Here is a 26,978-nt window from a genome sequence, read left to right on the forward strand (position 1 = left end):
GGGGCGCAGAGGAATCCGGAATAGGGGGACGCGCGGCGACGGGGTCGCCGAGCGCACGGCGTAACAGGCCCTCTGGACGTGGCTTGCGTCCGAAGGCTAAGGACGCGGCGGAGGACCCGTCGGCGAATGGGAAGGGCTCTACTTGCGGCTCCCGGCCCGCCACGTCTCGACGAAGATCGAGCAGATGGTGCCTGCGTGAATCTCGACGTCGTCTCCGCGCTCGTTCTCGACCAGGAGGGTGAGGTCATCGGAGACCACCAGTACCTCTGTGGTGACGAGCCGATACCTGCGACCGTCAGCATCACGCCTGGGCCAGTGGATGGCGTGCTGGTTGCCCCAGTCGAGCAGCCACACATCGCCGTCCATCGTGTAGACCACTACCGTCTGGTCGGGGTGGTCCTCGATGTGGCCGATCCGCTGACGGCGTGAGCGCCGGACCGCCGGGTTGTTGTCGTCTGTTCTGATGTCGCTCACAGGCCACACCCAATCTGGCGTACGGCCAGCACCTCGCCGACCGGGTGAATCGGGTACTCGCCCCACGGGTCCGACTGAAGTCGCTCGCCCACCCACGCCCAGTCCTCGCCCGGAATCGGGGCATCCATCTCGTGCTCGATGTAAGACCGCGGCACCCGGTGGTGCGGGCGAACTGCCCGGTCCCGGTCGTACGGATAGGACGTGACCGTCTGCCGAGCCGCGTCGACGATGTAGAGACACGAGGCCGTCTCGATAACAAGGAGCCGCGGCCTCGTCCACTCCGAGGGGTCGCACTCCGCAGTCATCTCGACGCCGTCGGGGCAGAGGCCGAGTAGGCCGGTCACCTGGTTATCGCTCATGGGACACAGGTGTGCGGAACGGAGGCGGGGCCTACCCGCTCTTGGTGGGCTCCGAGACGGTGTGCGCGTGAGCAAGCCAGTCGACGTCCTCCAGGATGGGAGCCTGCGTGTCAGCGACGGCATCGTCGAGCACGTCCACTTGGCGCGACAGTGCGCGGGCCGCGCCGACGGTTGCTGGATCCACGAGCCGCTACCGCATGCGTTGTCCGACGCTCCGGTGCGGTGGCGCAACGATCGGGGGATCGCGGAGCGGGTCTGTCCACACGGGGTCGGGCATCCCGACCCACAGGACGCCGCCTACAACTTGACCATCGGGGTGGACTTGCGTGTGCATGGGTGCGACGGCTGCTGCGGGCCCGCACCCTCCTGGGTCAGCCCCCGATGACGCGCCCCTCGAAGATGCTCGCACCGTCGAGCGCGACGCTTCGGGGGTCGGTGTTCAGCCGGACGGCTGCGCGGTTGCCGTTGAGGTCCGGCTCGGTGACCATTACCGCGGTCCCGTCGCTGAGGATGGCGCGAAACTCCGTGCTGGCGCCGTCGAGTAGGCGGCTCACGTCTTCGGTGGCAAGCGGGCGCCACGCGGAGAAGTTCAGCGGCTTGTAGCCGTGGCTGCGGTGGCAGTGCGTCTTGATCGACATGAGGGCTCCTTCGAGTCGAGTCGGTCGGTGATGGGCTGACGGAGCCTGTCCCGGACACGCCCTATGCCGAGTCGGAGGCGACCTGAGGTGCCTTCGCGGTGCCATCGGCGACGGCCCCCTCGTAGATGTGGGTCCAAACGCTGATGGCGTCGTCCTTGTCGGTGTACGAGTTGTCGAAGCCCATCGGCTCGCCGTCGAGCATGCGCACCAGGGCGACCCGGTGCACCTCGCCTTCGGGGGACTGCCACGTCCAGCGGGCCAGCACCTCCTGAGTGCTGATCGCGCATGCCTGGACGAGCCTGTGCTGGGCCCGATAGTCGGGGGTGGTGAGAGCGGCCAGGGTGAGGCGAGTCAACTCGGCGGTGTCGATCTGCGAATCTGCGTGCGTCTTCATGGGGTCTCCTACTTGACGAGGTGCATGCCGTCGCTGAGCGCCAAGAAGTCGGCGTCGCTCATGGCCTGAGTGAACGGGTTCATGTACTCGGCGTCGTTGAGATTGAGGTCGAGGTTCTCGGCGGCCTCGATGCGAGCGAAATACTCCTGACCAGCGGCGACCAAGCCCGCCTCATCATTGGGCCACACCATGGGCTCGCCCGACTCATGCGACGAGACGAGGACGAACTCGGCGCCCTCGTCGTCCTTAACGATCCAGAGGTAGGCCTTGGCGACGTCGCCGTTCGAGCCCGGACGGAGAGCCTGGACGAGCCGATCAGGGTCGCACCACTCGGGCCGGTCTGGCTCAGGGATCACGTCTGCGGCGAGTCGCTCACCGGCCCTCATCCGATGCGGGATGACCTGCTCCCGCTCGTACCGCGCCGCGATCTCGGCAATCGGCGCGCCTTCGTGCTCAGCGACCGCTCGGAACCGGTCGGCCAGGACGGGCATCGAGAGGCCGCCGGTTGCGCGACGGTCGGCCCACAACTCGTAGCGGTTCGCGAGACCGATCTCCTCGTGGGCGGAGAGACCCTTGATGGTCTTCAGGGCACAGACGGTGGCGATGCGCGGCTTGGCGTTCTTCCTGGCCTGCCTGATTGCGTTCCTCGTGGTGCTACAGAGGGATCGCGGCCGGTGAAACTCGCGCTCCTGCTCGGTGTCAGGCTCGAAGGTCGGGTGGTGCTCCTTGTTGACGCACCACGTTTCCAGGCCGGGGCAGCGGTAGTAGTTCGGGTCGCTCTTGGCTCGGCACATACATGTCTCCGGGGTCTCGCTCCGGGGGCGATCTGCTCCCGAAACGAGGGGTGTCCGGGACCTCGGCGCAACGCTGGACCAGCGTGGGATGGGCGGCTAAATCCTCAGTCGTAGTCGCTCGCTGCGGAAGTCCTCGACTGTGCACGTTCGTGCGCCGCGAGAGGAGTCGACACGGGCTGTCGGCGCGCTGTTCAGCAAGTCGTCCTGGATATGCTTGTCAGACGGTCAAGCCTGGTCCTCGGATCCCAGGACAACAGCCACGATGCGTTCTGCTGCGGCCGCCGGGTCTTCGTGCTCCCATACACGCAGCACTCTCCAACCGGCCTCACGCAGTACGTCGCAGGTCTCTACGTCTCGTTCTCGATTGCGTCGGACCTTCTCGGCCCAGAAGTCGGCGTTGGCCTTCGCGACCGTAAAGTGCTCGGGACACCCGTGCCAGTAGCAACCATCAATGAAAACCGCCACCTTGGCGCGAGTGAAGACCAAGTCAGCGCGCCGGTTGAAGTGCGCCAGCGGTCGAACGTCCACCCTGTATCGAAGCCCGGCCGCGTGAACCAAGCGCCGCACGGCCATCTCTGGCTTGGTGTCACGGCCACGGTTGCCCTGCATGCCCTTGCGCACGCCGGGTGTCGAGGCCCACGAGTCGGTCACCCGAGTAGTTCACAGGGAGACGGCGTACTTGACCAGTTCGTCGTAATCGCGAAGGCGCCTCTGTTCCACCAAGCGCTGGAAGTTCGAGTAGGTCCGCTGCGCGTTCTTGTTCGTCTGCGACCCGTAGACGTCCTCGATTGCTTGCGTGAGAGCGGGGAGATGCAGGTGATAGACGCAATCCACATCACCAGAGCCGCCGCCAAGCAGGTTGAGCATGTACGGCCGTGGTTCCATCGTGAGGGCAGCGAAGTGCGGCATCCGACCGCGTCGCAGTGCGGAGAGTTTCGCGCCCTGCGAGCGACAGTCCTGCGCACGGTCGGTGCGGAGCGACCACTTGAGGGAGAGCCCGATCTCGAGTTCAGGCAGCCGGTTCGCCTGAGGGTCGCTGACGGTGACGTCCAGCCTGAGAAGCGATTCGGCACCGACCTCATAGAGCGCCCTTCTCCGCGTCGCCACCTCGTCAGCGACTGCATCTTCAACCGCCTGCACCAGCGCCTGGGCTCGCCGTGCTGCGGCTGGGGGCGAGACGATCCGTTTGCCCACTTCGGTGCGGAGTCTGGTCCACGCCTTGGTGTACGCCTTCGAGGGCTCGACGCTGATGTCGGTCAGAGCACCGACGTGGCGATACTGCTGGAAGACGTTGAGCGCCTTCTCCGGCTCGACGACGACTGTCCCCGGGGATGCGCCCACGCGAGTGGCGAGGTCTGCGGCCACCCTCTCCGCGAAAGGGGTACCGGTGGGCTCGTCGCCGCTGGCCTGTCGCGTGACCCCGAGAACCTCGAAGAAGGCGTGCCCAAGTTTCACCGAGTCGGGGGCGGAGCCATCCGAGGTGTTGGGCTTCCCATCCTTGCGAAGGTGGCACAGGTCGACTGCGAAGGTGGCGGGCACGCCGCGGACAATATCGCTCGGCACCGTTTTCGCCGGGACCTCATTAGTCACTCGCGTCACGTCGCGGCGTTGCGTTGGTCGGGTGTCGGTGCTCGAACATACGATCTGACCATGACGAGCCAGCCCACCCTGATTGACCTGTTCGCGGGCTGCGGCGGCACGACCGTCGGCTTCGGCCGCGAGGGCTTCGAGCCTCTCCTCGCGGTCGAGTGGGACCAGGCGGCCGCTGCAACCTATGCCGCGAACTGGGGTGAAGACCACACCGTCGCCGGTGACATCGCCTTGGTGAAGAAGAAGGACATCCCACGGGCGGACATCATCATCGGTGGACCGCCCTGCCAGGGCTTCTCTAACTTGGGCCTGAAGTCGCTGGACGACCCGCGCAACCAACTGTGGCGCGAGTACATGCGCTTCATTCACGCAGCAAAGCCCAAGGTCTTTGTCATCGAGAATGTTGACCGCTTCTACAAGAGCCCTGAGTTTCAGATGCTTGAGGCTGAGGTCGATCACGGCTCGCTGAAGAACTACACGATCAGTCACAGAGTGCTCAACGCTGCCGACTACGGCGTTGCTCAGCGTCGTCGGCGAACCATCATCATCGGCTCGCGAGTCGGACCGATCGACCTTCCTGAGCCGACGCATGCGAAGGACCCGCAGCGAGGGTCGGGACTCCAGCCGTGGCGAACGGTGCGTGATGTGATCGACGGCTTGCCTGCCCGGCCGGACTCCACTGATCTGCCCGATAGCGTCACGGAGTTCTTCGGCGTCCCGAAGCCCGGGGTGTTCAAGGGCTTGGACATCCATTTCAGGCGCGAACCGAACGCTCTGTCTTTGGAGCGGTACTCGTACGTTCCGCCGGGCGGAGGACGTTTCGACGTGCCGACCGAACTGCTTCCAAGGTGTTGGCGCGAGAAGCCGACCGGCACGACCGATGTGATGGGTCGAATGCATTGGGACCGGCCGTCTCTGACCATTCGCACCGAGTTCTTCAAGCCTGAGAAGGGGGCATACCTGCACCCCCAGTGGGTGCCTGGGCGACAGCGTCGCGGAGACGACCCTCGGTGGATCAAGGGTGACCCGAAGAAGTCTGTCGACCGCGTAGTGACCCACTACGAGGCGAGCCTGATCCAAGACTTCCCGGAGGACTACCTCTGGGTCGGCACCAAGACTCAGATTGCGAAGCAGATCGGAAACGCCGTCCCTTCGGGACTGGCGCAGGCGATCGCACGTCAGGTCAAGCCCTACGTCGCTTGAGGGTCACCAGCGGGCGAGGGTCTCGGCCAGGTCGGAGTAGGGCCTGAGGCGACCCTGTCCGACGCACTCATCCCAGGCCGACCGTTGTTCCGGGTTGCCGACCTCAGCGACCGCTTGAGCGAGAGCCTCAAAGGCGATGTGATACGTGGCGTCGACCTCGCCAGTACCCCGAGCGATCGATGCAAGCCGAGTAGGCAGCGGTTCCGCGGTCAACGTCACCAAGTGGGGTTGACGACCCCGGCGGTGCCGGATCATCTGTCCGAACTCGTGTCGTATGTTCTGGACTCGGTCCGAGCGAATCGTCCACTTGCACGACACAACCCCGTGCAAGAACGGGTCCTGGCCGAAGTCACCGGGAGTCGGGAGGATGGCCACTGTGACATCGGGCCTGATGAGGTAGTCGCGACCGATCGTGACTCGCAGTTCGGGCTGGGCGACAACAAGCCGATCGAGTTCGTTGAGGTGCGCGTACTGAGCGAAGTTTGAGATGAGCACACCGCACCGGACGTCCCATTCTCGCTCGGGAGCACGGTCGAGAAGGGCGACTCCAAGATCCTGGCCGCACATGGTCTCGAGATGGCCACCAGGGTCGGCTGGGACGTTTGACGCCACGTGACGGTTCACGCCGAGGTTGTCGAGGGTGGCGGCAGCCAATCCCATAGATGTCGCGCTCGATGTGTCTGCCGTGTTCGGCACCAGGCGGCCGCGGGTTTCCTTCCAGCCGAGAAGTTGGGTAGCGAACGGGGCGGTCACGCGCGCACGGTATCGCCGGATGGTTTTGGCCGTTGGCGGCGCGCCGCTGCAAGTGGCTAGTCGCTGTCCTCGCCCACGTGCCGATCAGCGTGGTGGAAGTCGACGCCACCGTCTCCGCACGTAGCGCAGCGGAGGACTCCGACCCGCGGACGGTTGGAGGTGTGGATCCAGGCGTCGCATCCGCCGCATTGCCACAGGAGACAGTCTTCGCGAAGATGCTGAAGCATCTGCCAGGCTTGGCGAGCGTTCTCGGTCTCGATCAGTCCGGCCTCTTCGTCGACCTCGCCGAGCCATGACGCCGTGCTGTACGCACCGATTACGAAGTCGTCCTGGCCGACCACGTACACGGTCTCGTCGATCTGCTGCGTGGTGACCATGCAGTTGCCACCCGCCCGCTCGTGATTGAGGGAAGCGTTCCAGGCCCCGCCCGCTGTCAGCAGCACCTCCTGGGAGGCTTGGGCAATGACGGCGACTCCCACCGCGCGCAGCGCCTCAACCGTGTCCCATGTGAGGTCGGTGCTGGTCAGTTCCCCGTCGCGACCGGTGCGTTCCCCGAGAATCAGCGCGCGACCATTGATCGTGTCGTCAGGGTAGAGACCTGCATGGAGACGATGAGCAATCTTGGTGGCGAGCAGATTGGTGGGGTACCCCTTGGTCTTGCCCTCTTCGTCAAGCCAGAGGACGCTGCCACCGTCTATCTCGACGGCTTGGGCTCTGCCGCCAACGACATCTGAGACGCCACCGGAGGATTCAACGGCGACGCCGCGGACGACTGCAGTCTCGTCGTCGGGGTCGAGGACCAGGCCGTAGAGAGTGCGACTCGGGGGAGCGGGCATGGTGTCCATGATCCAGGAGGTGTGCGGAGGGCAGTGACGGCCTCCCCAACCCGGCAATGTCGTGCCCGTGCGCACCACCTACTGACCCCACTCACATCCTCAGCAACTGCGCACGGTGGTGGCTCCGGGGAATCGGCTGGACGATCGATCGCTGAATGCGTGCGGTTCGCGAGCGGTGTCCTCCCGCACTGCATACGCTGCGATCGTGACGACCAACCTCTCGCCATCCGGGGACCTCAACCTTGGCCACCTTTTCGCCGCCTGCGGACTCGATCCAAAGGATGTGCTGGTCGTCCGACACACCTACAACGACGACGGTCTGCGGCGCGGTGAGACGACGTTCGAGAACGTCCTGGCGTACACGCGAGAGCAGCGGCTGCGGTTCGGGGCCAACCAACCACGCATCTGGCTCAACTTCCTCGCCGAAGGTGGACGTCGCTGCCGGTTCTGGGGCGCATTCGAGAATCACGGAGAGGTCGTCGAGGAGCGCACCGACACCACAAGGTCCTTCGACCTCGGACGCTCCGACGTCATGGTCGCGCTGACAGGCAGACTCGTGACCGAGTGGAGCCGAGATCCGATCAATTGGGCGAAGCCGGGTGCCACAGCAGCGGCCTTTCCCGTTGTAGAGATTGCCGACCCGCAGGATGTTGCGTTTCCGGGTTTCGACCGTCTCGTGCTGACTCAGGGCGACCTCAGAATGATCGTGGAGGACTCGCGGTACGCGGCTTGGCGTACCGCTCTGGGCTCGGTCCAAGGCGTCTACCTGATCGCAGACACCAGCACCGGCGAGCAGTACGTGGGCAAGGCCGATGGCGGCGAGCGCATTCTGGGGCGCTGGATGCAGTACGCCCAGAACGGCCACGGCGGCAATGTTGCGCTCCGTGCGCTAGCGGCCGACGACACCGACTACCCCAGGCACTTCATCTTCAGCCTGCTTCGAGTCTTTGGGCCGGACACGCCAGCGCGCGAGGTGGACGAGGCCGAGGCCCACTTCAAAAGGGCCCTGTTGACGCGTGAGCACGGGATGAATCGCAACTGATCCGCGGGCTGTCGCACCATGCACCTCGTACGAATGTCTCGCCCATGTTGCCGAAACGTGGCGCCGCGCGATCAAAGACGTCGTGGACGTGACAAGGGAGCGTCACGCACGAGTGACGGTCGAGCCCGCAACGCGCCATCCAGCAACACGCCTCTCTGACTCGCGGGCGTTAGGGACACCCGGCCTGAGTCCACGGGCAGATCGCGGGGTCGAAGTCGGGAGAGGTCAGGCGCTGTTTCGCCCACTGAGGTGTCGTTGCCTCCCAGCCGATTGATAGCCAGCGGCCCAGAACGAGGACAGACACCGAAGTTGCTCCAGCCGCTCGAATGGCGAGCGCCGCTGACGTGGCATGGCCGCCGCCGGTCCAGGTGTCATCGATGACGAGCACGTGCTCGCCGCGCGCGTTGGGTGAGGCGCTGTAGTGGCCGACGCTGATGGCGCGCGGAAAGGCAACCTCTCGCGCGGCTGTCAGCACAACCTCGATGGCACCGGGCCGCGCCAACTTCCTAACGATCTGGTTCAGGGGATGCTGTGACGTCGTTGGCTTCGCTGGCAGCGATGGAACCGTTGCCCATGAGGAGATGGGCGCCCCGACGAGACGGCCAGGACAAGCCACGTGGCCCACGAGACCATGAGCGGCGAGCAGCGCTACCGTCTGCCGGTAGGTCCCCCCATTCGGGAATGCCGGGTTCTTGTACCCCCGCATGACACGACCAGACTGCGCGATGGGGTCCAGATGTCCTGCGTAAGTGATCATCGCCAGCGCATCAGGCCCACCGTCGATCGCGCTGGCATAGCGACAGTCAGAGCAGACCGGATTGAGGGTGGGAGTAAAGCACCGCTGACACGTCCCGGGACCGCCAGGATTCCGAAGGAAGCCACCTGCTGTAGCAGTCAGCGCGCGTTGAATCTGCGCTGCGCGAGGCTCGGTCACAGACCGGCGCCCAGGAGGTCGTCGAGAAGGCGGTCAACCTTGTTGTCGCGGTCCAACACCCGATGGATGTGCTGCATGGCCTCGTCGATCCCATTCGCCACATGCACACCTGGTCGGCTGATAAGGGCCTTAGCCCACTCATTCGCCTCAACAACCTGGTTCGTCAAGATGACAGGTCGACCATGCTCCACAGCCATGCGGGCTTGTGCCCGCGCGCCGCTTTGCTCGCCCGCTTCGACAACGACCGTGGCCCGACCGTACCCAGACATCACGGCGTTGCGCATCAGGAAGTTGTGCTTCTGCGGCGGTGCATCCGGCCAGAACTGTGACAGCACCAAACCCTTGCGCTCGATCTCCAGTTGAAGTTCACGGTTGGATGCCGGGTACTGCTTCGTGATGCCTGTGGCGATCACCGCAACCGTTCGTCCGCCCGCAGATAGCGCTGCTGTGTGCGCCGCCGCATCGATCCCGGCCGCAAGGCCAGACAGCACGGTGACACCTTCGCCAGCCAGCGCCGTCGCAATAGCGCTTGCGATTGACAGGCCTCGGGCGGACGCCTTCCGCGAGCCGACAACGGCGATCGCAGGGTCGTCGGCGATGAGGGCACCCGCCGCAAACAAGAAGGGGGGCGCTTGGTGGATCTCTCGCAGCCTCGCCGGGTAGTCGCTGTCGAGTATCCCGATCATTCTGTATGTGGCGCCGGACCACTCGATCACATCGGCTGCTGCGGTGTCATAGGCCGAGGTGAGAGTCGGGTCAGGAAGCAGCGTGTCGCCAGCCTTGTCGTTCCAGACGTCGGTAGCGCTGCCCCGCTCCAAGACAGCCTCAGTCACGGACGCCCATCGCTGACCCTTGTCAACGGTGCGCAGCAGCGCGACCAGGGAGGCGTGCTCCTCCAGGGTCGTCATGGCGCCAGCGTAGGTCAGTCTTGACATGAGAGTCTGCACCTAATCACGTGCTGAGCCTGTTCATTTGGGCACCCTGTCATCAACCACCGACACCGCCCACTCACGCCGCAGTTCGCTAGCGGCAGAGGACGCATTCGTCACTGATCCATCGAGTACTGCATCGATCGTCGTACACCTCAGATGTGCTTCCTCTCCGGTCGCTCAGGTTGAGTTGGCGCCCCAGGGCGACGACGGTGACATGCGCCGCGCCTGCGCTCTTCAACGCGGCCGCCGCACTCGAAGCCGACGACCCTGACGTCCAGACGTCGTCAAGCAGGAGCACCGCCTGACCGTGCACAGACCGCGGCGTCACCGAGTACGCACCTGGCTTCAGTTCCCCGCGAGCCGGTCTTGAGGTCCGAAGGTCGCGCTCAATCGCATCAGGACTCCAATCGAAGCGCTCAAAGATGGGGTCTCCGACGAAGACACCTCGCACAAGTTGATCGAGATGGTTGAAGCCGCGGTCACGGTTGTCCGACGGGACAAACATCGCGACATCGATACCGTGCGCATTGTCATCGATGCAGTCTGAGTGGTTGTTGAGGAAGTTCGTCAGGAGCGATGCCAGAGGCCGCCGGAGCCACGCAACGCCTCGATCCTTGTAGCGGTGCAGCATCGATTCCAGCCCGGCGTCAATGCTGTAGGTCATTGGCACGAATGTGTCGACAGCGCCTTGATAGGTGCGGCAGTGCCAGCATGTTGACCACGTGTCACCGTCATCGCGATACGTGCTGGAGCCGAAGCACTCCTGGCATGCCCGGTCGTGGAGAGGCGCGACGGGGATGAGGGTGTCCCCCTGGTCCCGCAGCCATCTGATCCAGCCGCCGCTAGTGGTCGGCCTAGCGTCCCTTCTCGGGTACGCGAAGTTCCGATAACTCACGCACGCTCCTTCCCCCGACTGCCGAGCGTAGAACCGAGTGCGCCAACCCGCAGTGAATTTGCAAGTCGAGACGGTCGAAGTGGTCGTAGGCAACTTAATCGACGCGGGGAGGTCGCTCGTCCAATCCGCACACCTAGCGGTTATGGCAAATACGAACGGTTCCGCCGGACAGAACGGCGATGCAAGCCCGACGCTCAACAAATCCGGCAATTACTCCCGGCAGAACTCGGAGACCTCTACCCCCGTTTTTGCCGGTGCAATGTTGGGCTACGCGCGCGTGAGTACTGGTGACCAGGACCTGCGGCGCCAGCATGACGCCCTCACCTCGGCTGGGTGCGATCGCGTCTTCGAGGACAAGGCGAGCGGTACGCGCTCGACGGCTGACCGGCCCGGCATGGCCGCCCTGATGGATCACGCGCGGGCGGGGGACAAGATCGTGATGATCGAGTTATCCCGAGCCGGACGCAAGACCTCCGACCTCCTCGCATGGGTAGAAGAACTCGACGCGCGGGGGATCGGCCTCGTCGTGCTGAACCTCGGGATCGATACGGCCACGCCAGGAGGGCGACTCGTCCTCACGATCATGGCCGCCCTCGCGGAGATGGAACGTGCCCTCCTAATCGAGAGGACACGGGACGGCCTCGCTGCGGCTCGACGCCGCGGACGCGTCGGCGGGCGCCCCCGTGCCCTCAGTGACGAGCAGGTGGCTCTGGCCCGCTCGCTCACGGCACAGGGCACCTCGGCGGCAGAGACGGTGCGGCTCCTTGGCGGCGTGTGCTCGGAGCGAACCATCCGACGCGTTGTGGCGGGATAGATTGAGGCCACGCCGCGTTTTCGCAGGTCAGGCACATGTTCGGCCACCGTGGTTATGAGTGGACCGTCAACGGCGCGCGCCTCGCCGTCGCGGCCCCGTGGATCGTGCTGCTGCTGATGTCCTTCCAGACCACGGCCATCCGGCAGTACGCCTCTCCCGGCGGGATCATCGTGCTGGGGATCGGCGCGGGGGTCTGCGTTCTCGCCTACGCCGCGATGATGCGCATCGGCCGGCTCCCCGTCGAGAAGCGGGTCCTGTCGTGAGCACCGCGGTCTGGGGCGGCCTGCTCGGTGCGCTGGCCGGGGCGGGCCTGTTCGTGGTCGTGCTGCGGATCAACGTCCTGCGTCGTCCCCAGCTGTCGCTGCGGGTCCTGGCCTACGTCCGCGACGTCCCGCGTCTCGACGAGACCCGGGGCGTGCGCCTCGCCGCGTCCACCCCCACCTCGGCCGCCGCCGGGATCTTCGGCCCCGTGCTGCGGCAGGCCGCCGACCTGGTCGAGCGGGTGCTCGGCGGGAGCTCGTCCGTACGCCGTCGGCTGGAGCGCGCCGGTCTCGACCGCACTGTGCAGGACTTCCGCATCGAGCAGGTCGTGTGGGGCCTGGTCGGCTTCGCCGCCACCGCAGCGCTCGTCCTGCTCCGCGCCCTCGGGGGAGTCGGGGGAGTCGGATCCGGCCTGGTCTTCTGCGTGCTCGGCTTCGTGAGCGGCGTGCTCCTGCGCGACAACCGGCTCAGCACGCAGGTGAAGAACCGCGAGCGGCAGGTCCTCACCGAGTTCCCGACGATCGCCGAGCTGCTGGCGCTCTCCGTGGCCGCCGGGGAGAGCCCGGTCTCGGCGCTGGACCGCGTGGTCAGGCGCAGTCGCGGCGCGCTGTCGGAGGATCTCGGCCGGGTCCTGGCGCGCATCCGCACCGGCGAGCCGGTGGGCGTCGCCTTCGAGTCCCTCGCCCGCACCACCGGCCTGCCGATCGTGGCGCGCTTCGCCACCGGCATCACCGTCGCCATGGAGCGCGGCACACCGCTCGCCGACGTCCTGCACGCCCAGGCCGCCGACGTCCGCGAGGCGGGCAGGCGCCTGCTCATCGAGACCGCCGCGCGCAAGGAGATCGCGATGATGGCGCCCGTCGTGTTCTTCGTGCTTCCCGTGACGATCCTGTTCGCCTTCTATCCCGGCGTGCTCGGCCTCCGCCTCACCACGCCCTGATTCCACCAACGAAAGGACACACCCATGCACCCGTCCATCTCGGGACCGCTCCGGCACCTGATGACACGTCCGCGCGACGAGCGCGGCGACGTGCCCGGCTGGGTGATGGTCACCCTGATGACCGCGATCGTCATCGCCGGACTGACGCCCTTCGTCGGCGACGAGCTGCGCAACCTGCTCGTGCGGGCGTTCTCGATGGTGAGCGGCTAGGCAGGTGCCCCGTCCCGCTCGTGCCGACGAGCGCGGGTCGGCGGTGGTCGACTTCGTCCTGGTCCTGCTGGTCCTGATCCCGCTGGTGATCGGCATCCTCCAGCTCGCGCTGGTGCTGCACGTGCGCAACACGCTCGCCTCCGCGGCCGCCGAGGGAGCTCGGCGTGCTGCGGTCGCGGGCTCGTCCGCGCCCGCAGGCCGGGCCAAGATCGACGAGCTCGTCGACGGCGCGCTCTCGGAGGACTTCGTCCGGTCGGTCACGGTCCGGCCGGCGGAGGTGGGCGGATCGCCCGGCTACGAGGCTGTGGTCGAGGCCGACGTCGGGCTGCTCGGGCTGAAGGCGCTGGGCGGCGTACATGTGCGCGTCGCCGGGCACGCGATCGCGGAGCAGGCCGCAGGGGGTCCGCCGTGAACCGCCGCCGTGACGAGCAGGGGTCCGCGCTCGTCGAGCTCAGCTGGCTCGCGATCATCCTGCTGGTCCCGCTGATCTGGATCGTGATCTCGGTCTTCGAGGTGCAGCAGGGCGCGTTCGCCACGAGTGCCGCCGCGCGCGCGGCGGGCCGGGCGTACGCCCTCGCCCCCGACGACGCGACCGGTGCGGCGCGCGCCGACGCCGTCGTGCGGCAGGTCCTCGCCGACCAGGGCACCCCCGGCCAGGAGGCGGAGGTGACGGTCACCTGCGACGCCCCCGACGAGAGCTGCCACGTCGGCACGGCAGTCATCACCGTCCGCGTCCGCTCCGCGGTCGACCTGCCGTTCTTCCCCGCGATCTTCGACAAGGGGGCGGCGAGCTTCGCCCTCGACGCCACCCACACGGTGCCCATCGGGCAGTACGTCGAGAGCGCGCCCGAGGACCCCGAGGACCCAGAGGACCGCGAGCGGTGAGGCGCGACGAGCAGGGGCAGGTGACGCTGCTGATCATCGGCTTCGCGAGCATCCTGCTGATGGCGATCGTCGTCGTCATCGACGCGTCCGCGGCCTACCTCCAGCGCCAGGGGCTCGACAACCTCGCCGACGGCGCCGCCCTCCATGGCGCCGACCTCGGTTCGGCCGGCATCTACGAGCAGGGTCTCGACGGCGAGCGGCTCACCCAGCAGGAGGCCGCGGTCGAGGCCGCGGTCCGCGACTACCTCGTACGCGCCGGCGCTCCCGAGAAGTACCCCGGCATCGACGTGGGCGTGCGCGTCGACCCGATCGGCCGGTCCGTGACGGTCCGGCTCAGCGCACCGCTGGACCTGCCGTTGCGGATCCCGGGATCACCCAGCAGCCCGGTCGTGGGAGCCAGCAGCACGGCGGCGGTGACCATCGTCGACTGAACCTCCCGCGCTAGACCAGCAGCGCTGGACCTTGACGACGTGGCGTGCCGAGGAGGTCACTGGGGGAGGGGCGACGCCCGCTCGGGTGCGCGCCGAAGCGGGGTGATCGCGTGCGCACGCACGAGGACGGGAGTGTGTCGGACGAGCAGGTGCACGTCCGGCCCGGCCCCGGCCTGCGCGTCGTCGTCGGCGAGCCCGGCACGGTGTGGCGGACGGGTGGGGTCAGCGGTCGGCTGACCCACGTGCTCGAGGTGTCCGCGTCCGACGCGAGCGGCCGGGTCGTCATCACCGTCACCCCCCGACCGGGCCGCACCCTCGCGGTGCTCCTCGACGCGGACGACCGGTACGACCTCCTCCTCGAGACGACCCCCGACGACGGTGGCGGGCGCGTGACCCTGGAGGTGACGCGGGGCGGGACCCTCCGCGTCATCGTGGTCGAGCGCGACGACCGGATCGAGCGCGAGTCGGCCACGAGCGCGGAGCCCCCGACGGGAGGGCTGTGGCGGCCGGACGTCGTGCACGGGATCGACCGCCCGCGCGGTGGCCCGCTCCACTCGGGCGCACCACCGCCCGCGGCCGCACCACCTCCCGCCGCGGCACCGCCACCGGCCGCCGCGCCGTCTGCACCACCGCCGCCCTCGATGCCGCCGCCCGCTCCGGCTCCCACCCGCGGTCCCACCGCCGGCCCCGCCCCAGCTCCCGCTCCGCCCGTGCTGGCCGAGGTGGGGGCCGCCATGCCCGAGGAGGTGCATGTGGATGACGCGGTCCCGGTCGAGGTGCTCCTGAGCCGCGGGGAGGTGCAGGTCCGCGAGGGCACTGCCCACGACGAGCAGGTCATCGCGATGGACCCGAGCCGCCCCCTCGACCTCGTCGTGCTGCGGCGCGGGTTCGACCTCGACGAACGCGAGACACCCCGCGAGGTCGGCCATCACACGATCGAGCTGCCGCCCGGCGAGGGCGCTGCGCGGGTCGTGTTCTGGCTGCGCGCGGCGGACGAGGGCGAGGGCGAGGTGCAGGTCGTCGCGCGCCAGGGCCACCCGCTGCCCCTGGCGACACTGCGGCTGGTCGCGCGGATCCTGCCCCGTCGAGCAGTGCCCCTCGACCGACGCTCGGCCGAGGAGGCCGTCGCGGACCGGCCGGTCGTGCGCCGCGAGCGGCCCATGGAGGCCACCACCGCCTTCGTCAACCCGCGCTCCCTCGTGGTCGACGAGAACCGCGTCGGCGAGCGGTGCGAGCTGTCCTTCGACCTCGTCCTGCCGGGGTTCCGGTCCAGCTACAGCCACGTCGTCCCGCACAAGACCGCGGTGCTGACCGCGCTGTTCGGCGACCTCGAGCACGCTTGGCAGCGGCTGAAGGACATCGGGACCCCGGCGACGCGGAGCGCGGCGTTCCAGAGCCGGCTCCAGGGTCTCGGCTCCCGGCTCGCCGCCGACGTGCTGCCGCCGGACCTGCTGGCCGACCTGCGCGACCATCTCGACGAGATCGACGAGCTCGCCGTCATCACCAGCGGTGAGACCGACATCCCGTGGGAGCTGGTCCACCTCTGGCCGCCCGACGCGGGCGAGGACCGGGACGGGGTCGGGTTCCTCGGCCGGGCCGGTCTCGTGCGCTGGGTCTACAACACCGGCCACCCCACCGACCTGTCGGTCCGCACGGGGCGGGCCTTCCACCTCGTCCCGGCGTACGCCGACGCGCTGCTCGTGCTCGACGAGGCGCAGCTCGAGCCGGCGTACCTGCGGCCCTTCGGCGCCGTCGCCCTCACCCCGCCCGACGCGACGGGCCTCGCCCGGCTGCTCACCAGCGGCGAGGTCGACCTGCTCCACTTCGCCGGCCACGGCTTCAGCGACGACACCGTCACGCCGCCGGTCAGGCTGATGGCGCTCGCCGACTACCGCCACGGGGTCGCGGTCGACGGCGACCGGTCGCGTGTCGCGTACGGCCTCGACGACCTGCGCCAGGTGCTGCCCGACGTGCCGCCCCTGCGGTTCGGCGAGCCCGGGCCGCTGGTCTTCCTCAACGCCTGCCGGATCGGCCAGCCCCCGTCCACGCGGTCGGAGTCGGGAGGGTTCGCCGAGGTGCTCCTGCGGGGCGGCGCGGGCGCCTTCGTCGGCTGCCTGTGGTCGGTGGGCGACACCCCGGCCCGCGAGTTCGTCGCCGCCTTCTACGACGCGCTCCACCGCGGCCACACCATCGCGCACGCCACGCTCCTCGGCCGCCGCGCGGCACGCGAGGCCGGGGACATCTCGTGGCTCGCCTACACCGTGTACGCCCACCCGGACGCCCGCCTGGCCGACCGTCCGCCACCGGGTGACCCCGTCCTCCCACCGACCGTCCCTCCAGCGAAAGGCAGCTCGATGACCACGACCGCAGCGACGACCCCGGCGACGACCCGCAAGGCGCCGGCCCTCACCCGCGACCAGCTCCGCACGATCCACCCCCACGTGATCAGCACGGAGGACGGCAGGCTGGCCGAGGGGGCGTCGTCCCTGCCCACCGGGGTGGGCGACTTCCGGACCGTACGGGCCGACATCGACGACCTGTTCGCCACCCGGCTGCCCGCCTTCATCGAGGCGAACGGGGGCGGGCAGGTCCCGATGGTGCTGTGGGCGCACGGGGGACTGGTGAACAAGGCCGGCGGCCTCCGCGTGGCGCACTCGCAGGTCGAGTGGTGGCTCGCCAACGGCGCCTTCCCGGTGCACTTCGTGTGGCGCACCGGCCTCGCCGAGTCGCTGTGGGACGCGGTCAAGGACAACCTCCCGGGTGCCTCCCGAGGCCTCGACGACCTCTGGGACAAGGTCGTCGAGGGCGCGGTGCGCGGCGCCCGGGGCAGGCACACGTGGAGCGCGATGAAGAACACCGCGCGGCTCACCAACGAGAAGGACACCGGGGGCGCGTGGTACTTCGCGCAGAAGCTCGCCGCCTTCATGAAGGAGCACGAGGACGCCGTGACGGTGCACGCCGTCGGCCACAGCGCCGGCTCGATCTTCCACTCCTGGCTCGTCCCCGAGCTGCTGGCCGCCGGCGTGCCGCAGGTCGCCTCGCTCAACCTGCTCGCGCCGGCGATCCGGGTGGACGAGTTCAAGCAGCGGGTCATGAAGCGGACCGTCCTGCCCAAGATCGCGGCCACCACGATCTTCACGATGTCCCAGCCGTTCGAGGAGGACGACACCTGCATCGGCGTCTACCGCAAGTCGCTCCTCTACCTCATCCGGGCCTCGCTGGAGGACGACCAGGACGCCGAGATCCTCGGGCTCCAGGAGTGCCTGCGCCGCGACCCCGACCTCGCGGTGCTGCTCGGGACGGCCGGGTCCGGCGCCAAGGGCGAGGTCGTGTGGTCGCGGACCGTCGGCGGCGGCCCCCGGACCACCAGCTGCTCCACGACCCACGGCGGGTTCGACAACGACCGGGCCACCATGGACAGCCTGGCGCGGCGGATCCTGGGCACCGACGACCTGAAGGCCGGGTTCGGCACGGTGCCGGCCACCCGCGGCCTGGTCGAGGAGGAGCCGCTCTGGCCGTCGGAGGCGGCCGCCTTCGCCTACATCGCCTCGCGCGAGCGCCCGACCACGGACGGCCCGGGCAGGAGGGCCCTCTGCATCGGCATCGACGCCTATCCCTCCCCGGCGGACCGGCTGGCCGGCTGCGTCGCCGACGCCCGGGCATGGCGCCAGGAGCTGCAGCACGCCGGGTTCACGGTGGACATCCTCGAGGACGAGGACGCCACCCGGGAGCGGATCGTCGAGGGCATCCAGGACCTCATCGTCCGCAGCCGCGCCGGCGACGTGCTGGTCGTGCAGTTCGCCGGCCACGGCACGACCGTCGACGACCTCGACGGCGACGAGCTCGAGGAGGCGGTGCGCACGGGGGAGACCAGCGACGAGGCGCTGTGCCCCGTGGACTTCCGCGACGGCGAGCTGCTGATCGACGACGACCTCGGCCAGCTCTGGGACCTCCTGCCGGAGGGGGTGAGCCTCACGGTGTTCTTCGACTCGTGCCACTCCGGAGGCAACCAGCGGCAGGTGCAGGACCCTCCCGTGGACGACACCACGACCAACGTGCGGCTGGTGCGGCTGGCGCCGGAGGACGTCGCCGCCTACCGCGCCAAGCGGGGGTCGGTGACGCGGGCGAGCCGTTCGCTCGACTCCGAGCGGTCGGTCTACTTCGGTGCCTGCCAGGCGACCGAGCTGGCCTACGAGAGCAACGGCCAGGGCGACTTCACGCGGATGGCCCTGCCTCGCATCCGGGAGTGCCTGGCCGGGACCAACCAGCAGTTCTACGACGCGGTGCTCGCCGACTTCGGCGCCGGACGGAGGCAGACGCCGGTCCTGCTGCCGCCCGGCCTGGCGTCGCGCGCCTTCCTCGCGCCGGCCACCGCAGCGCCCGTGGCTCCCGAGGCGCCGCGGCCGCCGGCACCGGTCCCGCCCGTCACCGAGCTGCCCGCCCTCGCTGGGGGGACCCCGCGCGAGCAGGCGATCGTGTCGGTCCTACGCGGGCTGGCGGACCTGATCGAGGCGTGAACCGGGGCCGGACCGAGCCGCTGGGGCGTTACCCCGCCCCGCCCTCGAGGTCGACCACGAGCCGGCCGCCCTCGAGGCGCAGGACGTAGGTCCAGCGCCCCTCGGGCAGGGCCGGCTGGTCCGACCCCGCGTACGGGAGGTGGACGAGGTCGGTGCCGGGGCCGGACGCCTCGATCGCCGGGTAGCGGTGCACGGTCTCCACCGGCACCCACCCGGAGACCGACCCGGGTGGCAGGGGTCCCAGTGGCACCGGGTCCCCCTGCCCGCCGGCTCGCGTGAGGCGTACGTCCACCAGGTCGTGCCCGGTGTCGTTGCGGACGCGGATCTCGCTCACGGTGGCCCGCCGCCTCACGCCATGTAGTCGATGCCGCCCGAGATGACGTCGATGCGCCGCGCCGCCGCCGTCCCCGTCCCGGTGCGGACGCCGATCGAGATGCCGTTGCCCCAGAGCACGTCCGGCTTGTGCGCCACCCCGAACACGGCGAACGCCTGGCTGCCCGACAGGTTGACCTCCTGGTGCGCGGCGATGCGGCTGGACCCGTCGTAGACGTGCACGTCGCGGACCACCGCGCTAGGACCGCCGGTCACGAACCGCAGCATCGCCCGCGCGATCGAGAGCCGGTTGCCCTTGGTGATCACCGGCGTGGGCACGGGCAGGTGGTACCAGTTGGTCGTGTTGGGCTTGCCGACGACGCGGGTGAAGAAGCCGTAGCGCCGCACCGACTCCACCGCCGAGTCCAGCTCGATCTGGAGGTCCGTGCCGTGCACCCAGCTGGCGTGCTCGATGGCGAAGTTGCCATAGAGGCTGCGGATGCCGGCGATGTCGTCGGCGGCGACCAGGCGGTACGGGCCGCCGTAGAACGGAGCCATCAGTGCGCCCGCCACGTCGCTGTGGCCGAGTCCGAGCGAGTGGCCGAACTCGTGTGCCGCGACGGTGACCAGGTCGATGCGTCCCGCTCCGGGCGGGACGACGACCGTCCACGTCTCGGCCTCGTCGAAGTGCGCGTCGCCCATGATCGCCGTCGGCGGTGCGGGCGGGACGGACGGGTAGAACGCGTGCGCCAGGACGCCGCTGGCGCCGTCGAACGGGCTGCCGTCGCCGTGGTCGCCGCCGACGAAGCGGATCACGATCTCGGGCCCGGCCGTCATGGCCACCCGCGAGAAGCGCAGCGGCGTGTGGCCTGCCCACAGGGCGAAGGCCTGCTCGATCGCGACGACGATGTCGTTCTCGGGCACGTCGGGGGTGAAGTTCTGGAACGCGTAGCGCAGGTTGTTCGTCGCCCACCGGCGCCCGGAGGTGGTGAACTCGTCCAGCCCGGGGGAGTCGGGGATGCCGCACCGCGGCTGGTTCATCTTGTCGGCGGTGGCGGCGTCGAGGGTGCCGGTCACGGGCAGGTTCGCGAACCTCTGGAAGGTCGCGATCGCGTCCTTGGTCGCCGCGTCCAGCTTGCCCTTCTTCGCGCCGGACGGGCGTCCCGCGACGCCGGCCTGGTCGTCCCCGTCCCCGAGGGGGAACGTCGGGGCGCCGATCGCGTCCGCGTCGAGGTCGCCGAGGTAGCCGAACCGGGCGAGGTAGTCCTGGACGACGGTGACGTCGGCCGCCGAGGACCTCGAGGTGAGCTCGGGCTTGACCTTCTTCTTGGGCGTCGGCATGGCGACTCCTCCTTCGTTGTCGGGCACCCAGCATGGGAAGCGCTGCGTGACTCCTGCGTGACCGATCTGGACCGGTGCCGCCGATCCCTGCGTCCGTGACGGTCGCCACCGGCCCCCACCCCATGAGATGAGCCATGGGGGTCTACCGACCGGTCGCCGGTAGCGTCGTGGCATGACCGAGACCTGGCCCGGCGCGGCCTACCCCCTGGGTGCCACGTTCGACGGCACCGGCACCAACTTCGCGCTGTTCAGCGAGGTGGCCGAGCGCGTCGAGCTGTGCCTCTTCGACCCCGACCCCGACACCCCGGGCGCCTTCGTGGAGACGAGGGTCGACGTCACCGAGGTCGACGCCTACGTGTGGCACTGCTACCTCCCCACCGTGCAGCCCGGCCAGCGCTACGGCTACCGCGTCCACGGCCCGTGGGACCCGACGAAGGGCCTGCGCTGCAACCCGAGCAAGCTGCTGCTCGACCCCTACGCGAAGGCCACCGCCGGCGAGATCGACTGGGACCAGTCGCTGTTCTCCTACAACTTCGGCGACGAGGACAGCAAGAACGAGGACGACTCCGCGGCGCACATGACCCATGGGGTCGTCATCAACCCGTTCTTCGACTGGGAGGGCGACCGGCGTCCTGCCATCCCCTACAACGAGTCCTTCATCTACGAGGCGCACGTCAAGGGGCTCACCCAGCTCCACCCCGACGTCCCCGAGGAGCAGCGCGGGACGTACGCCGGGCTGGCGCACCCGGCGATCACCGCCCACCTCAAGAAGCTCGGCGTCACCGCCATCGAGCTGATGCCGGTGCACCAGTTCGTCCAGGACTCGACCCTGCTCGACCAGGGCCTGCGCAACTACTGGGGCTACAACACCCTGGCCTTCCTCGCCCCGCACGCCGACTACGCCTCGAGCACCCAGGGTCAGCAGGTCCAGGAGTTCAAGGCGATGGTCAAGGCGATGCACGCCGCCGGCATCGAGGTCATCCTCGACGTGGTCTACAACCACACCGCCGAGGGCAACCACCTCGGCCCGACGCTGAGCTTCAAGGGCATCGACAACGCGGCCTACTACCGACTCGTCGAGGACGACCAGCGCTACTACATGGACTACACCGGCACCGGCAACACCCTCAACGTGCGCCACCCGCACTCCGTCCAGCTGATCATGGACTCGCTGCGCTACTGGGTGACCGAGATGCACGTCGACGGATTCCGGTTCGACCTCGCCGCCACCCTGGCCCGCGAGTTCTACGACGTCGACAAGCTCTCCACCTTCTTCGAGATGGTGCAGCAGGACCCGGTGGTGAGCCAGGTGAAGCTGATCGCCGAGCCGTGGGACATCGGCCCCGGCGGCTACCAGGTCGGCGGCTTCCCGCCGCAGTGGACCGAGTGGAACGGCGCCTACCGCGACACCGTGCGCGACTTCTGGCGCGGCGAGCCCTCGCTGGGCGAGTTCGCCTCGCGGCTGTCCGGATCCTCCGACCTCTACGAGCACTCCGGTCGCCGGCCCTTCGCCAGCATCAACTTCGTCACCGCCCACGACGGCTTCACGCTGCGCGACCTCGTCTCCTACAACGAGAAGCACAACGAGGCCAACGGCGAGGACAACAACGACGGCGAGAGCCACAACCGCTCCTGGAACCACGGCGTCGAGGGCCCGACCGAGGACCCCGAGATCCTCGGGGCGCGGGCCCGTGAGCAGCGCAACTTCATCGCGACGCTGCTGCTCAGCCAGGGCGTGCCGATGCTGCTGCACGGCGACGAGCTGAGCCGCACGCAGGACGGCAACAACAACACCTACGCCCAGGACAGCGAGATCAGCTGGGTGCACTGGGACGACGCCGACAAGCCGCTCATCGAGTTCACCGCCGCGGTGGCCCGGCTGCGCGCGGAGCACCCGACCTTCCGTCGCAAGCGGTTCTTCACCGGCACCACCGTGCGTACGGGCGACGGCGAGCGCCTCAACGACATCGTGTGGCTCGACCTCGACGGCGAGCCGATGGAGGACGGCGACTGGGAGGGCGGCAAGGCCATCGGGATGTACCTCAACGGCCACGGCATCGCCGGCAAGGACGCCCGCGGCGGCACCATCACCGACGACCACTTCCTGCTCTACTTCAACGCCGACGGCGACGCGCAGGTGACGCTGCCGACGGAGGAGTACGCCGCCGCGTGGGACGTCGTGATCGACACCGGCGGTGACGCCGACGCCGGGGAGACGCTGGAGGCGGGCGGCACGTTCGCGCTCGGCACCCACAGCCTCGTCGTGCTCCGCGAGCACTCCGAGCCCGAGGCGAGCCCGGACCACTCGGTCGCGGCATCACTCGCGGCCCGCTCGGGTACGGACGCCTCGTGAAGCACCGCGCCAGCACCGCCCGAGCACCCCGCAGCACCTACCGCCTCCAGGTCAGCCCCGACTTCGACCTGTACGCCGCGGCCCGGGTGCTGCCCTACCTGCACGACCTCGGCGTCGACTGGGTCTACCTCTCGCCGCTGCTCGCCTCCGAGCCGGGCAGCACGCACGGCTACGACGTGGTCGCGTTCGACCACCTCGACGAGGAGCGCGGCGGCGAGGAGGGCCTCGCCGCCCTGTCCGCCGAGGCGCGTCGCCTCGGCATGGGCGTGCTCGTCGACATCGTCCCCAACCACGTCGGCGTCGCCACCCCGTCCGAGGACCCCTGGTGGTGGGACGTCCTCAAGCTCGGGCGCGAGTCCGAGCACGCGACCGCCTTCGACGTCGACTGGGCCGCCGGCGACGGCCGCATCCTGATCCCGGTGGTCGGCGACGACGACGAGGACGCGATCCGGGTCGTCGCGTCCGGCACGGGGGAGGGCGAGGTCCGCTACCACGACCAGCGCTTCCCGATGGCTCCCGGCACCTCGACGCTGGAGGAGCAGCACTACGAGCTGGTCAGCTGGCGCGCGGCCGACGACGACCTCAACTACCGCCGGTTCTTCGCCGTCAACACGCTCGCCGCCGTACGGGTCGAGGACCCCGAGGTCTTCGCCGAGACGCACGTCGAGATCAAGCGGTGGTTCGACGAGGGACTCGTCGACGGCCTGCGCGTCGACCACCCCGACGGACTGCGCGACCCCAAGCGCTACCTCGACGACCTCGCCGCCCTCACCGGTGGCGCCTACGTGCTCGTCGAGAAGATCCTCGAGCCCGGCGAGGAGCTGCCGGCCGACTGGGCGACCGCCGGCACGACGGGCTACGACGCCCTCGCCCACATCGACCGGGTCCTCACCGATCCGGCCGGGGAGGCGCCCCTGACCGCGCTCGAGGACCGGCTGCGCGGCACGACGGTGGACTGGGCGCAGATGGTCCACGACAACAAGCGCGCCGTCGCCGACGGAATCCTGCACTCCGAGGTCATGCGGATCACCCGCGAGGTCGAGCGCGTCCTGCACGCCAGGGACGAGAGCGCCGACGAGAAGGCCGTCGCCGACGCGGTCGCCGAGCTCCTGGCCTGCTTCCCCGTCTACCGCTCCTACCTCCCCGAGGGCCGCGACCACCTCGACCGGGCCTTCGCCCGGGCGCGCGAGCAGCGTCCGGACCTCGCCGACACGTACGCCGTGCTCGAGCCGCTGCTGCACGACGAGTGGAGCCAGCCGGCGCGCCGCTTCCAGCAGACGTCGGGCATGGTGATGGCCAAGGGCGTCGAGGACTGCTCGTTCTACCGCTGGTCGCGGCTCACCTCGCTCAACGAGGTCGGCGGGGACCCGTCGGCCTTCGCGCTCGACGTCGACGGCTTCCACGACGCGATGGCCGCCCGGCAGCGGGACTGGCCCGACGCGATGGTGACGCTGTCGACCCACGACACCAAGCGCGGCGAGGACGTCCGCGCCCGGATCACCGTCCTCGCCGAGGAGCCCGGCCGCTGGGAGCGGGCGCTCGACGAGCTGCTGCGGCTCGCGCCCGTGCCCGACGCGGGCTTCGGCTCGCTGCTGTGGCAGGCCGTCCTCGGCGCGTGGACCCCGGACCACCTCCCCGACCTGCGCGACCGCCTGCACGGCTACGCCGAGAAGGCGATGCGCGAGGCGGGCGACCGCACGACGTGGACCGAGCCCGACGAGGCGTACGAGGCGCAGGTGCACGCCGCGGTCGACGCGGTCTTCGACTCCGCGGACGTGCAGCGGGTGCTGACCGACCTGGCCACCCGCATCGACCAGCCAGCCCAGGCCAACTCGCTGGCCGCCAAGCTCCTGGCGATCACCATGCCGGGCGTGCCGGACGTCTACCAGGGCAGCGAGCTCTGGGAGACCTCGCTGGTCGACCCCGACAACCGCCGCCCTGTCGACTTCGACCACCGCGCCGCCGTGCTGGCCGGCACCGCAGAGGACGACGCGGCGTCCAAGCTGCACGTCACCTGCACGGCCCTCACCCTGCGCCGCGAGCGGCCCGGGCTGTTCACCGGCTACGCGCCCGTGACGGCCACCGGGTCGGCCGCGGGCCACGTGGTCGCCTTCGACCGCGGGGGCGCGATCACCGTCGCCACCCGCCTGCCCGTCGGGCTCGCCGCGGCCGGCGGCTGGGGCGACACCGTCCTGGACCTGCCCGAGGGTCGCTGGCACGACGTGCTCACCGGCACGGACACGGACGGGAGGCTGGCCGACCTGCTCGCCACCCACCCCGTCGCACTCCTGGTGAGGACCGACTGATGCGCGGACCGTACGACGTGTGGGCGCCGCGACCGGACCGGGTGCGGCTCGTCCTCGCCGGCGAGACGCTCGAGATGACCCGCGCCGACGACGGCTGGTGGACGCCCAGCGAGCCCGTGCCGTCCTCGGACGCGGCCGTCGACTACGGCTACCTCCTCGACGACGACCCGGACCCGCGCCCCGACCCGCGCTCGCGGCGCCAGCCCGACGGCGTGCACGGGCTGTCGCGGCGCGACACCACGGCGTACGAGTGGGGCGACGCGTCGTGGACCGGACGCCAGCTCGCCGGATCGGTGATCTACGAGCTGCACGTCGGGACCTTCACCCCCGACGGCACGCTCGACTCGGCGATCGAGCGGCTCGACCACCTGCTCGACCTCGGCGTCGACCTCGTCGAGCTGATGCCGGTCAACGCGTTCAACGGCACCCACAACTGGGGCTACGACGGCGTCGGCTGGTTCGCCGTCACCGAGGCGTACGGCGGCCCGGACGCCTACCGCAGCTTCGTCGACGCCTGCCACGCGCGGGGCCTCGGGGTCGTGCAGGACGTGGTGCACAACCACCTCGGCCCGTCGGGCAACTACCTGCCGCTCTTCGGGCCCTACCTCAAGGACGGCCGCAACACCTGGGGCGACCTGGTCAACCTCGACGGCGACGGCTCCGCCGAGGTGCGCCGCCTCATCCTCGACAACGTGCGGATGTGGTTCGAGGACTTCCACGTCGACGCCCTGCGCCTCGACGCCGTCCACGCGCTCAGCGACACCTCCGAGGTCCACCTCCTCGAGGAGATGGCGATCGAGACCGCCGCGCTGTCCGCGCACCTGCGTCGCCCGCTCACCCTGATCGCCGAGTCCGACCTCAACGACACGACTCTCGTACGCCCGCGCGAGGCGGGTGGGTACGGTCTCGACGCCCAGTGGAGCGACGACTTCCACCACGCCGTCCACGTCGCGCTGAGCGGCGAGACGACCGGCTACTACGCGGACTTCGAGCCGCTCGAGGCGCTGGCCAAGGTGTGCGAGAAGGGCTTCTTCCACGACGGGACCTTCTCGTCCTTCCGCGAGCGCGACCACGGCGCGCCCGTCGACACCGCACACATGCCGACGTGGCGGCTCGTCGTCGCCAACCAGAACCACGACCAGGTCGGCAACCGTGCCCGCGGCGACCGGCTCGCCGAGCACCTCGACGACGACCAGCTCGCCTGCGCCGCGCTGCTCACCCTGGCCGGTCCGTTCACGCCGATGCTGTTCATGGGGGAGGAGTGGGCGGCGTCGACGCCGTTCGCGTTCTTCACCTCCCACCCCGAGCCCGAGCTCGGGAGGGCGACGGCCGAGGGCCGGATCGCGGAGTTCGAGAAGATGGGGTGGGACCCCGACGAGGTCCTCGACCCGCAGGACCCCGAGACCTTCCACCGCTCCCGCCTCGACTGGGACGAGCGCTCTCGCGGGCGCCACGCGGTCGTGCTCGACTGCTACCGCCGGCTCGGCCGGTTGCGCCGGGAGCTGCCGCAGCTCACCGACCCGGCGTTCGGGTCGGTCTCCTGCACCGTCGAGGGCCGGGTCTTCACGATGCGTCGCGGGGACCTGCTGGTCGTGGTCAACACCGGCCACCAACCCGCGGAGGTGCAGGTCGGGGGCCGCGAGGTGCTGTTCGAGACCCCCGCGGGAGTCGGCGTACGGGACGGCGTCGCGTCGTTGCCACCGCACGCGGGCGCGCTCCTGGGACCCGCCACAACTTTTCCCTGACTGCCCACGTCTCCCCTCC

Annotated in this window: 26 protein-coding genes; 13 read left to right on the forward strand and 13 right to left on the reverse strand. The window is 69.4% G+C overall.

Annotated elements, in window-relative coordinates:
* Positions 1–138 precede the first annotated feature (138 nt).
* The 7 genes from EXE59_RS09880 to EXE59_RS24130 all read right to left on the reverse strand — a co-directional run bounded on the left by EXE59_RS09880 (position 139) and on the right by EXE59_RS24130 (position 4,198).
* On the reverse strand, positions 139–474 hold the full coding sequence (locus EXE59_RS09880) for a hypothetical protein (RefSeq protein ID WP_135838755.1): 336 nt from the start codon (positions 472–474) through the stop codon (positions 139–141).
* Positions 471–833 (reverse strand): hypothetical protein, encoded by a 363-nt coding sequence (locus EXE59_RS09885; protein WP_135838756.1) that lies wholly within the window; start codon positions 831–833, stop codon positions 471–473. The genes EXE59_RS09880 and EXE59_RS09885 overlap by 4 nt, the downstream gene beginning before the upstream one ends.
* A 371-nt stretch (positions 834–1,204) precedes the next feature.
* Positions 1,205–1,471, reverse strand: a complete 267-nt coding sequence (locus EXE59_RS09890) for a hypothetical protein (RefSeq protein WP_135838757.1) — start codon at positions 1,469–1,471, stop codon at positions 1,205–1,207.
* Positions 1,472–1,532: 61 nt separating this feature from the next.
* Positions 1,533–1,865, reverse strand: a complete 333-nt coding sequence (locus tag EXE59_RS09895) for a hypothetical protein (protein WP_135838758.1) — start codon at positions 1,863–1,865, stop codon at positions 1,533–1,535.
* 8 nt (positions 1,866–1,873) lie between these two features.
* The gene (locus tag EXE59_RS09900; protein WP_135838759.1) at positions 1,874–2,659 is read right to left on the reverse strand and encodes a hypothetical protein; all 786 of its coding nucleotides are present in this window, start codon (positions 2,657–2,659) and stop codon (positions 1,874–1,876) included.
* Positions 2,660–2,884: 225 nt separating this feature from the next.
* Positions 2,885–3,310, reverse strand: a complete 426-nt coding sequence (locus EXE59_RS09905; RefSeq protein WP_246056679.1) for a very short patch repair endonuclease — start codon at positions 3,308–3,310, stop codon at positions 2,885–2,887.
* A gap of 9 nt (positions 3,311–3,319) precedes the next feature.
* Entirely contained in the window at positions 3,320–4,198 is an 879-nt protein-coding gene (locus tag EXE59_RS24130) for an NgoMIV family type II restriction endonuclease (RefSeq protein ID WP_210428946.1), read from the reverse strand.
* 111 nt (positions 4,199–4,309) lie between these two features.
* Between EXE59_RS24130 and EXE59_RS09915 the strand changes: the two genes are divergently transcribed.
* Positions 4,310–5,452: a DNA cytosine methyltransferase gene (locus EXE59_RS09915; protein WP_135838760.1), complete on the forward strand. Its 1,143-nt coding sequence runs from the start codon at positions 4,310–4,312 to the stop codon at positions 5,450–5,452.
* Between the two features lie 3 nt (positions 5,453–5,455).
* Here EXE59_RS09915 and EXE59_RS09920 read toward each other — a convergent pair whose 3' ends face one another.
* Both EXE59_RS09920 and EXE59_RS09925 read right to left on the reverse strand, forming a co-directional pair.
* Positions 5,456–6,205: an NgoMIV family type II restriction endonuclease gene (locus EXE59_RS09920; RefSeq protein WP_135838761.1), complete on the reverse strand. Its 750-nt coding sequence runs from the start codon at positions 6,203–6,205 to the stop codon at positions 5,456–5,458.
* Between the two features lie 56 nt (positions 6,206–6,261).
* On the reverse strand, positions 6,262–7,050 hold the full coding sequence (locus EXE59_RS09925; RefSeq protein ID WP_135838762.1) for a DUF3846 domain-containing protein: 789 nt from the start codon (positions 7,048–7,050) through the stop codon (positions 6,262–6,264).
* 196 nt (positions 7,051–7,246) lie between these two features.
* Between EXE59_RS09925 and EXE59_RS09930 the strand changes: the two genes are divergently transcribed.
* Positions 7,247–8,083, forward strand: coding sequence for a GIY-YIG nuclease family protein (locus EXE59_RS09930; protein ID WP_210428947.1), 837 nt, complete (start codon positions 7,247–7,249; stop codon positions 8,081–8,083).
* 930 nt (positions 8,084–9,013) lie between these two features.
* Here EXE59_RS09930 and EXE59_RS09935 read toward each other — a convergent pair.
* Both EXE59_RS09935 and EXE59_RS09940 read right to left on the reverse strand, forming a co-directional pair.
* The gene (locus tag EXE59_RS09935) at positions 9,014–9,925 is read right to left on the reverse strand and encodes a DNA-processing protein DprA (protein WP_135838763.1); all 912 of its coding nucleotides are present in this window, start codon (positions 9,923–9,925) and stop codon (positions 9,014–9,016) included.
* 115 nt (positions 9,926–10,040) lie between these two features.
* Complete coding sequence (locus EXE59_RS09940; protein ID WP_135838764.1) at positions 10,041–10,613, reverse strand: ComF family protein; 573 nt, start codon at positions 10,611–10,613, stop codon at positions 10,041–10,043.
* Positions 10,614–10,986: 373 nt separating this feature from the next.
* Between EXE59_RS09940 and EXE59_RS09945 the strand changes: the two genes are divergently transcribed.
* From EXE59_RS09945 to EXE59_RS09985, 8 genes are all read left to right on the forward strand, one after another.
* Positions 10,987–11,658, forward strand: a complete 672-nt coding sequence (locus EXE59_RS09945; protein WP_210428948.1) for a recombinase family protein — start codon at positions 10,987–10,989, stop codon at positions 11,656–11,658.
* 35 nt (positions 11,659–11,693) lie between these two features.
* Positions 11,694–11,921: a hypothetical protein gene (locus EXE59_RS09950; protein ID WP_210428949.1), complete on the forward strand. Its 228-nt coding sequence runs from the start codon at positions 11,694–11,696 to the stop codon at positions 11,919–11,921.
* A complete protein-coding gene (locus EXE59_RS09955) occupies positions 11,918–12,859 on the forward strand; it encodes a type II secretion system F family protein (RefSeq protein ID WP_135838765.1) in 942 nt (313 codons plus the stop codon). The genes EXE59_RS09950 and EXE59_RS09955 overlap by 4 nt, the downstream gene beginning before the upstream one ends.
* A 24-nt stretch (positions 12,860–12,883) precedes the next feature.
* Positions 12,884–13,069: a hypothetical protein gene (locus EXE59_RS09960; RefSeq protein WP_135838766.1), complete on the forward strand. Its 186-nt coding sequence runs from the start codon at positions 12,884–12,886 to the stop codon at positions 13,067–13,069.
* Positions 13,070–13,073: 4 nt separating this feature from the next.
* The gene (locus EXE59_RS09965; protein WP_135838767.1) at positions 13,074–13,481 is read left to right on the forward strand and encodes a TadE/TadG family type IV pilus assembly protein; all 408 of its coding nucleotides are present in this window, start codon (positions 13,074–13,076) and stop codon (positions 13,479–13,481) included.
* Positions 13,478–13,954: a hypothetical protein gene (locus EXE59_RS09970; RefSeq protein WP_135838768.1), complete on the forward strand. Its 477-nt coding sequence runs from the start codon at positions 13,478–13,480 to the stop codon at positions 13,952–13,954. Before EXE59_RS09965 ends, EXE59_RS09970 begins: the two co-directional genes overlap by 4 nt.
* Positions 13,951–14,385 carry a Tad domain-containing protein gene (locus tag EXE59_RS09975; protein WP_246056681.1) on the forward strand — a complete coding sequence of 145 codons (435 nt, stop codon included), beginning with the start codon at positions 13,951–13,953 and terminating at the stop codon, positions 14,383–14,385. Before EXE59_RS09970 ends, EXE59_RS09975 begins: the two co-directional genes overlap by 4 nt.
* 110 nt (positions 14,386–14,495) lie before the next feature.
* Positions 14,496–18,902 carry a caspase family protein gene (locus EXE59_RS09985; protein ID WP_168218473.1) on the forward strand — a complete coding sequence of 1,469 codons (4,407 nt, stop codon included), beginning with the start codon at positions 14,496–14,498 and terminating at the stop codon, positions 18,900–18,902.
* A 28-nt stretch (positions 18,903–18,930) separates the two neighbouring features.
* Here the strand turns inward: EXE59_RS09985 and EXE59_RS09990 are convergent, their stop codons facing one another.
* Together EXE59_RS09990 and EXE59_RS09995 are read right to left on the reverse strand one after the other, a co-directional pair.
* Complete coding sequence (locus EXE59_RS09990) at positions 18,931–19,236, reverse strand: hypothetical protein (protein WP_135838770.1); 306 nt, start codon at positions 19,234–19,236, stop codon at positions 18,931–18,933.
* Between the two features lie 14 nt (positions 19,237–19,250).
* On the reverse strand, positions 19,251–20,555 hold the full coding sequence (locus EXE59_RS09995; protein ID WP_168218474.1) for a DUF6623 family protein: 1,305 nt from the start codon (positions 20,553–20,555) through the stop codon (positions 19,251–19,253).
* 172 nt (positions 20,556–20,727) lie between these two features.
* Between EXE59_RS09995 and glgX the strand changes: the two genes are divergently transcribed.
* Genes glgX through treZ form a run of 3 tightly spaced genes read left to right on the forward strand, consistent with a single transcriptional unit; the run spans position 20,728 to position 26,959 of the window.
* Positions 20,728–22,908, forward strand: a complete 2,181-nt coding sequence (glgX, locus tag EXE59_RS10000) for a glycogen debranching protein GlgX (RefSeq protein WP_135838772.1) — start codon at positions 20,728–20,730, stop codon at positions 22,906–22,908.
* The gene (treY, locus tag EXE59_RS10005; RefSeq protein WP_135838773.1) at positions 22,905–25,214 is read left to right on the forward strand and encodes a malto-oligosyltrehalose synthase; all 2,310 of its coding nucleotides are present in this window, start codon (positions 22,905–22,907) and stop codon (positions 25,212–25,214) included. Before glgX ends, treY begins: the two co-directional genes overlap by 4 nt.
* Positions 25,214–26,959 (forward strand): malto-oligosyltrehalose trehalohydrolase, encoded by a 1,746-nt coding sequence (gene treZ, locus EXE59_RS10010; protein ID WP_135838774.1) that lies wholly within the window; start codon positions 25,214–25,216, stop codon positions 26,957–26,959. The genes treY and treZ overlap by 1 nt, the downstream gene beginning before the upstream one ends.
* Positions 26,960–26,978: the final 19 nt, after the last annotated feature.

It is taken from the genome of Nocardioides eburneiflavus (assembly GCF_004785795.1).
Lineage (GTDB): Bacteria > Actinomycetota > Actinomycetes > Propionibacteriales > Nocardioidaceae > Nocardioides > Nocardioides eburneiflavus.

What these genes read in the sequence shown, in the direction of transcription:
- EXE59_RS09885 (WP_135838756.1), bottom strand. Translation starts at nt 833, where the DNA reads ATGAGCGATAACCAGGTGACCGGCCTACTCGGCCTCTGCCCCGACGGC.
- EXE59_RS09890 (WP_135838757.1), bottom strand. Translation starts at nt 1,471, where the DNA reads ATGTCGATCAAGACGCACTGCCACCGCAGCCACGGCTACAAGCCGCTG.
- EXE59_RS09895 (WP_135838758.1), bottom strand. Translation starts at nt 1,865, where the DNA reads ATGAAGACGCACGCAGATTCGCAGATCGACACCGCCGAGTTGACTCGC.
- EXE59_RS09900 (WP_135838759.1), bottom strand. Translation starts at nt 2,659, where the DNA reads ATGTGCCGAGCCAAGAGCGACCCGAACTACTACCGCTGCCCCGGCCTG.
- EXE59_RS09915 (WP_135838760.1), top strand. Translation starts at nt 4,310, where the DNA reads ATGACGAGCCAGCCCACCCTGATTGACCTGTTCGCGGGCTGCGGCGGC.
- EXE59_RS09925 (WP_135838762.1), bottom strand. Translation starts at nt 7,050, where the DNA reads ATGGACACCATGCCCGCTCCCCCGAGTCGCACTCTCTACGGCCTGGTC.
- EXE59_RS09935 (WP_135838763.1), bottom strand. Translation starts at nt 9,925, where the DNA reads ATGACGACCCTGGAGGAGCACGCCTCCCTGGTCGCGCTGCTGCGCACC.
- EXE59_RS09940 (WP_135838764.1), bottom strand. Translation starts at nt 10,613, where the DNA reads ATGACCTACAGCATTGACGCCGGGCTGGAATCGATGCTGCACCGCTAC.
- EXE59_RS09945 (WP_210428948.1), top strand. Translation starts at nt 10,987, where the DNA reads ATGGCAAATACGAACGGTTCCGCCGGACAGAACGGCGATGCAAGCCCG.
- EXE59_RS09950 (WP_210428949.1), top strand. Translation starts at nt 11,694, where the DNA reads ATGTTCGGCCACCGTGGTTATGAGTGGACCGTCAACGGCGCGCGCCTC.
- EXE59_RS09960 (WP_135838766.1), top strand. Translation starts at nt 12,884, where the DNA reads ATGCACCCGTCCATCTCGGGACCGCTCCGGCACCTGATGACACGTCCG.
- EXE59_RS09995 (WP_168218474.1), bottom strand. Translation starts at nt 20,555, where the DNA reads ATGCCGACGCCCAAGAAGAAGGTCAAGCCCGAGCTCACCTCGAGGTCC.
- glgX (WP_135838772.1), top strand. Translation starts at nt 20,728, where the DNA reads ATGACCGAGACCTGGCCCGGCGCGGCCTACCCCCTGGGTGCCACGTTC.
- treZ (WP_135838774.1), top strand. Translation starts at nt 25,214, where the DNA reads ATGCGCGGACCGTACGACGTGTGGGCGCCGCGACCGGACCGGGTGCGG.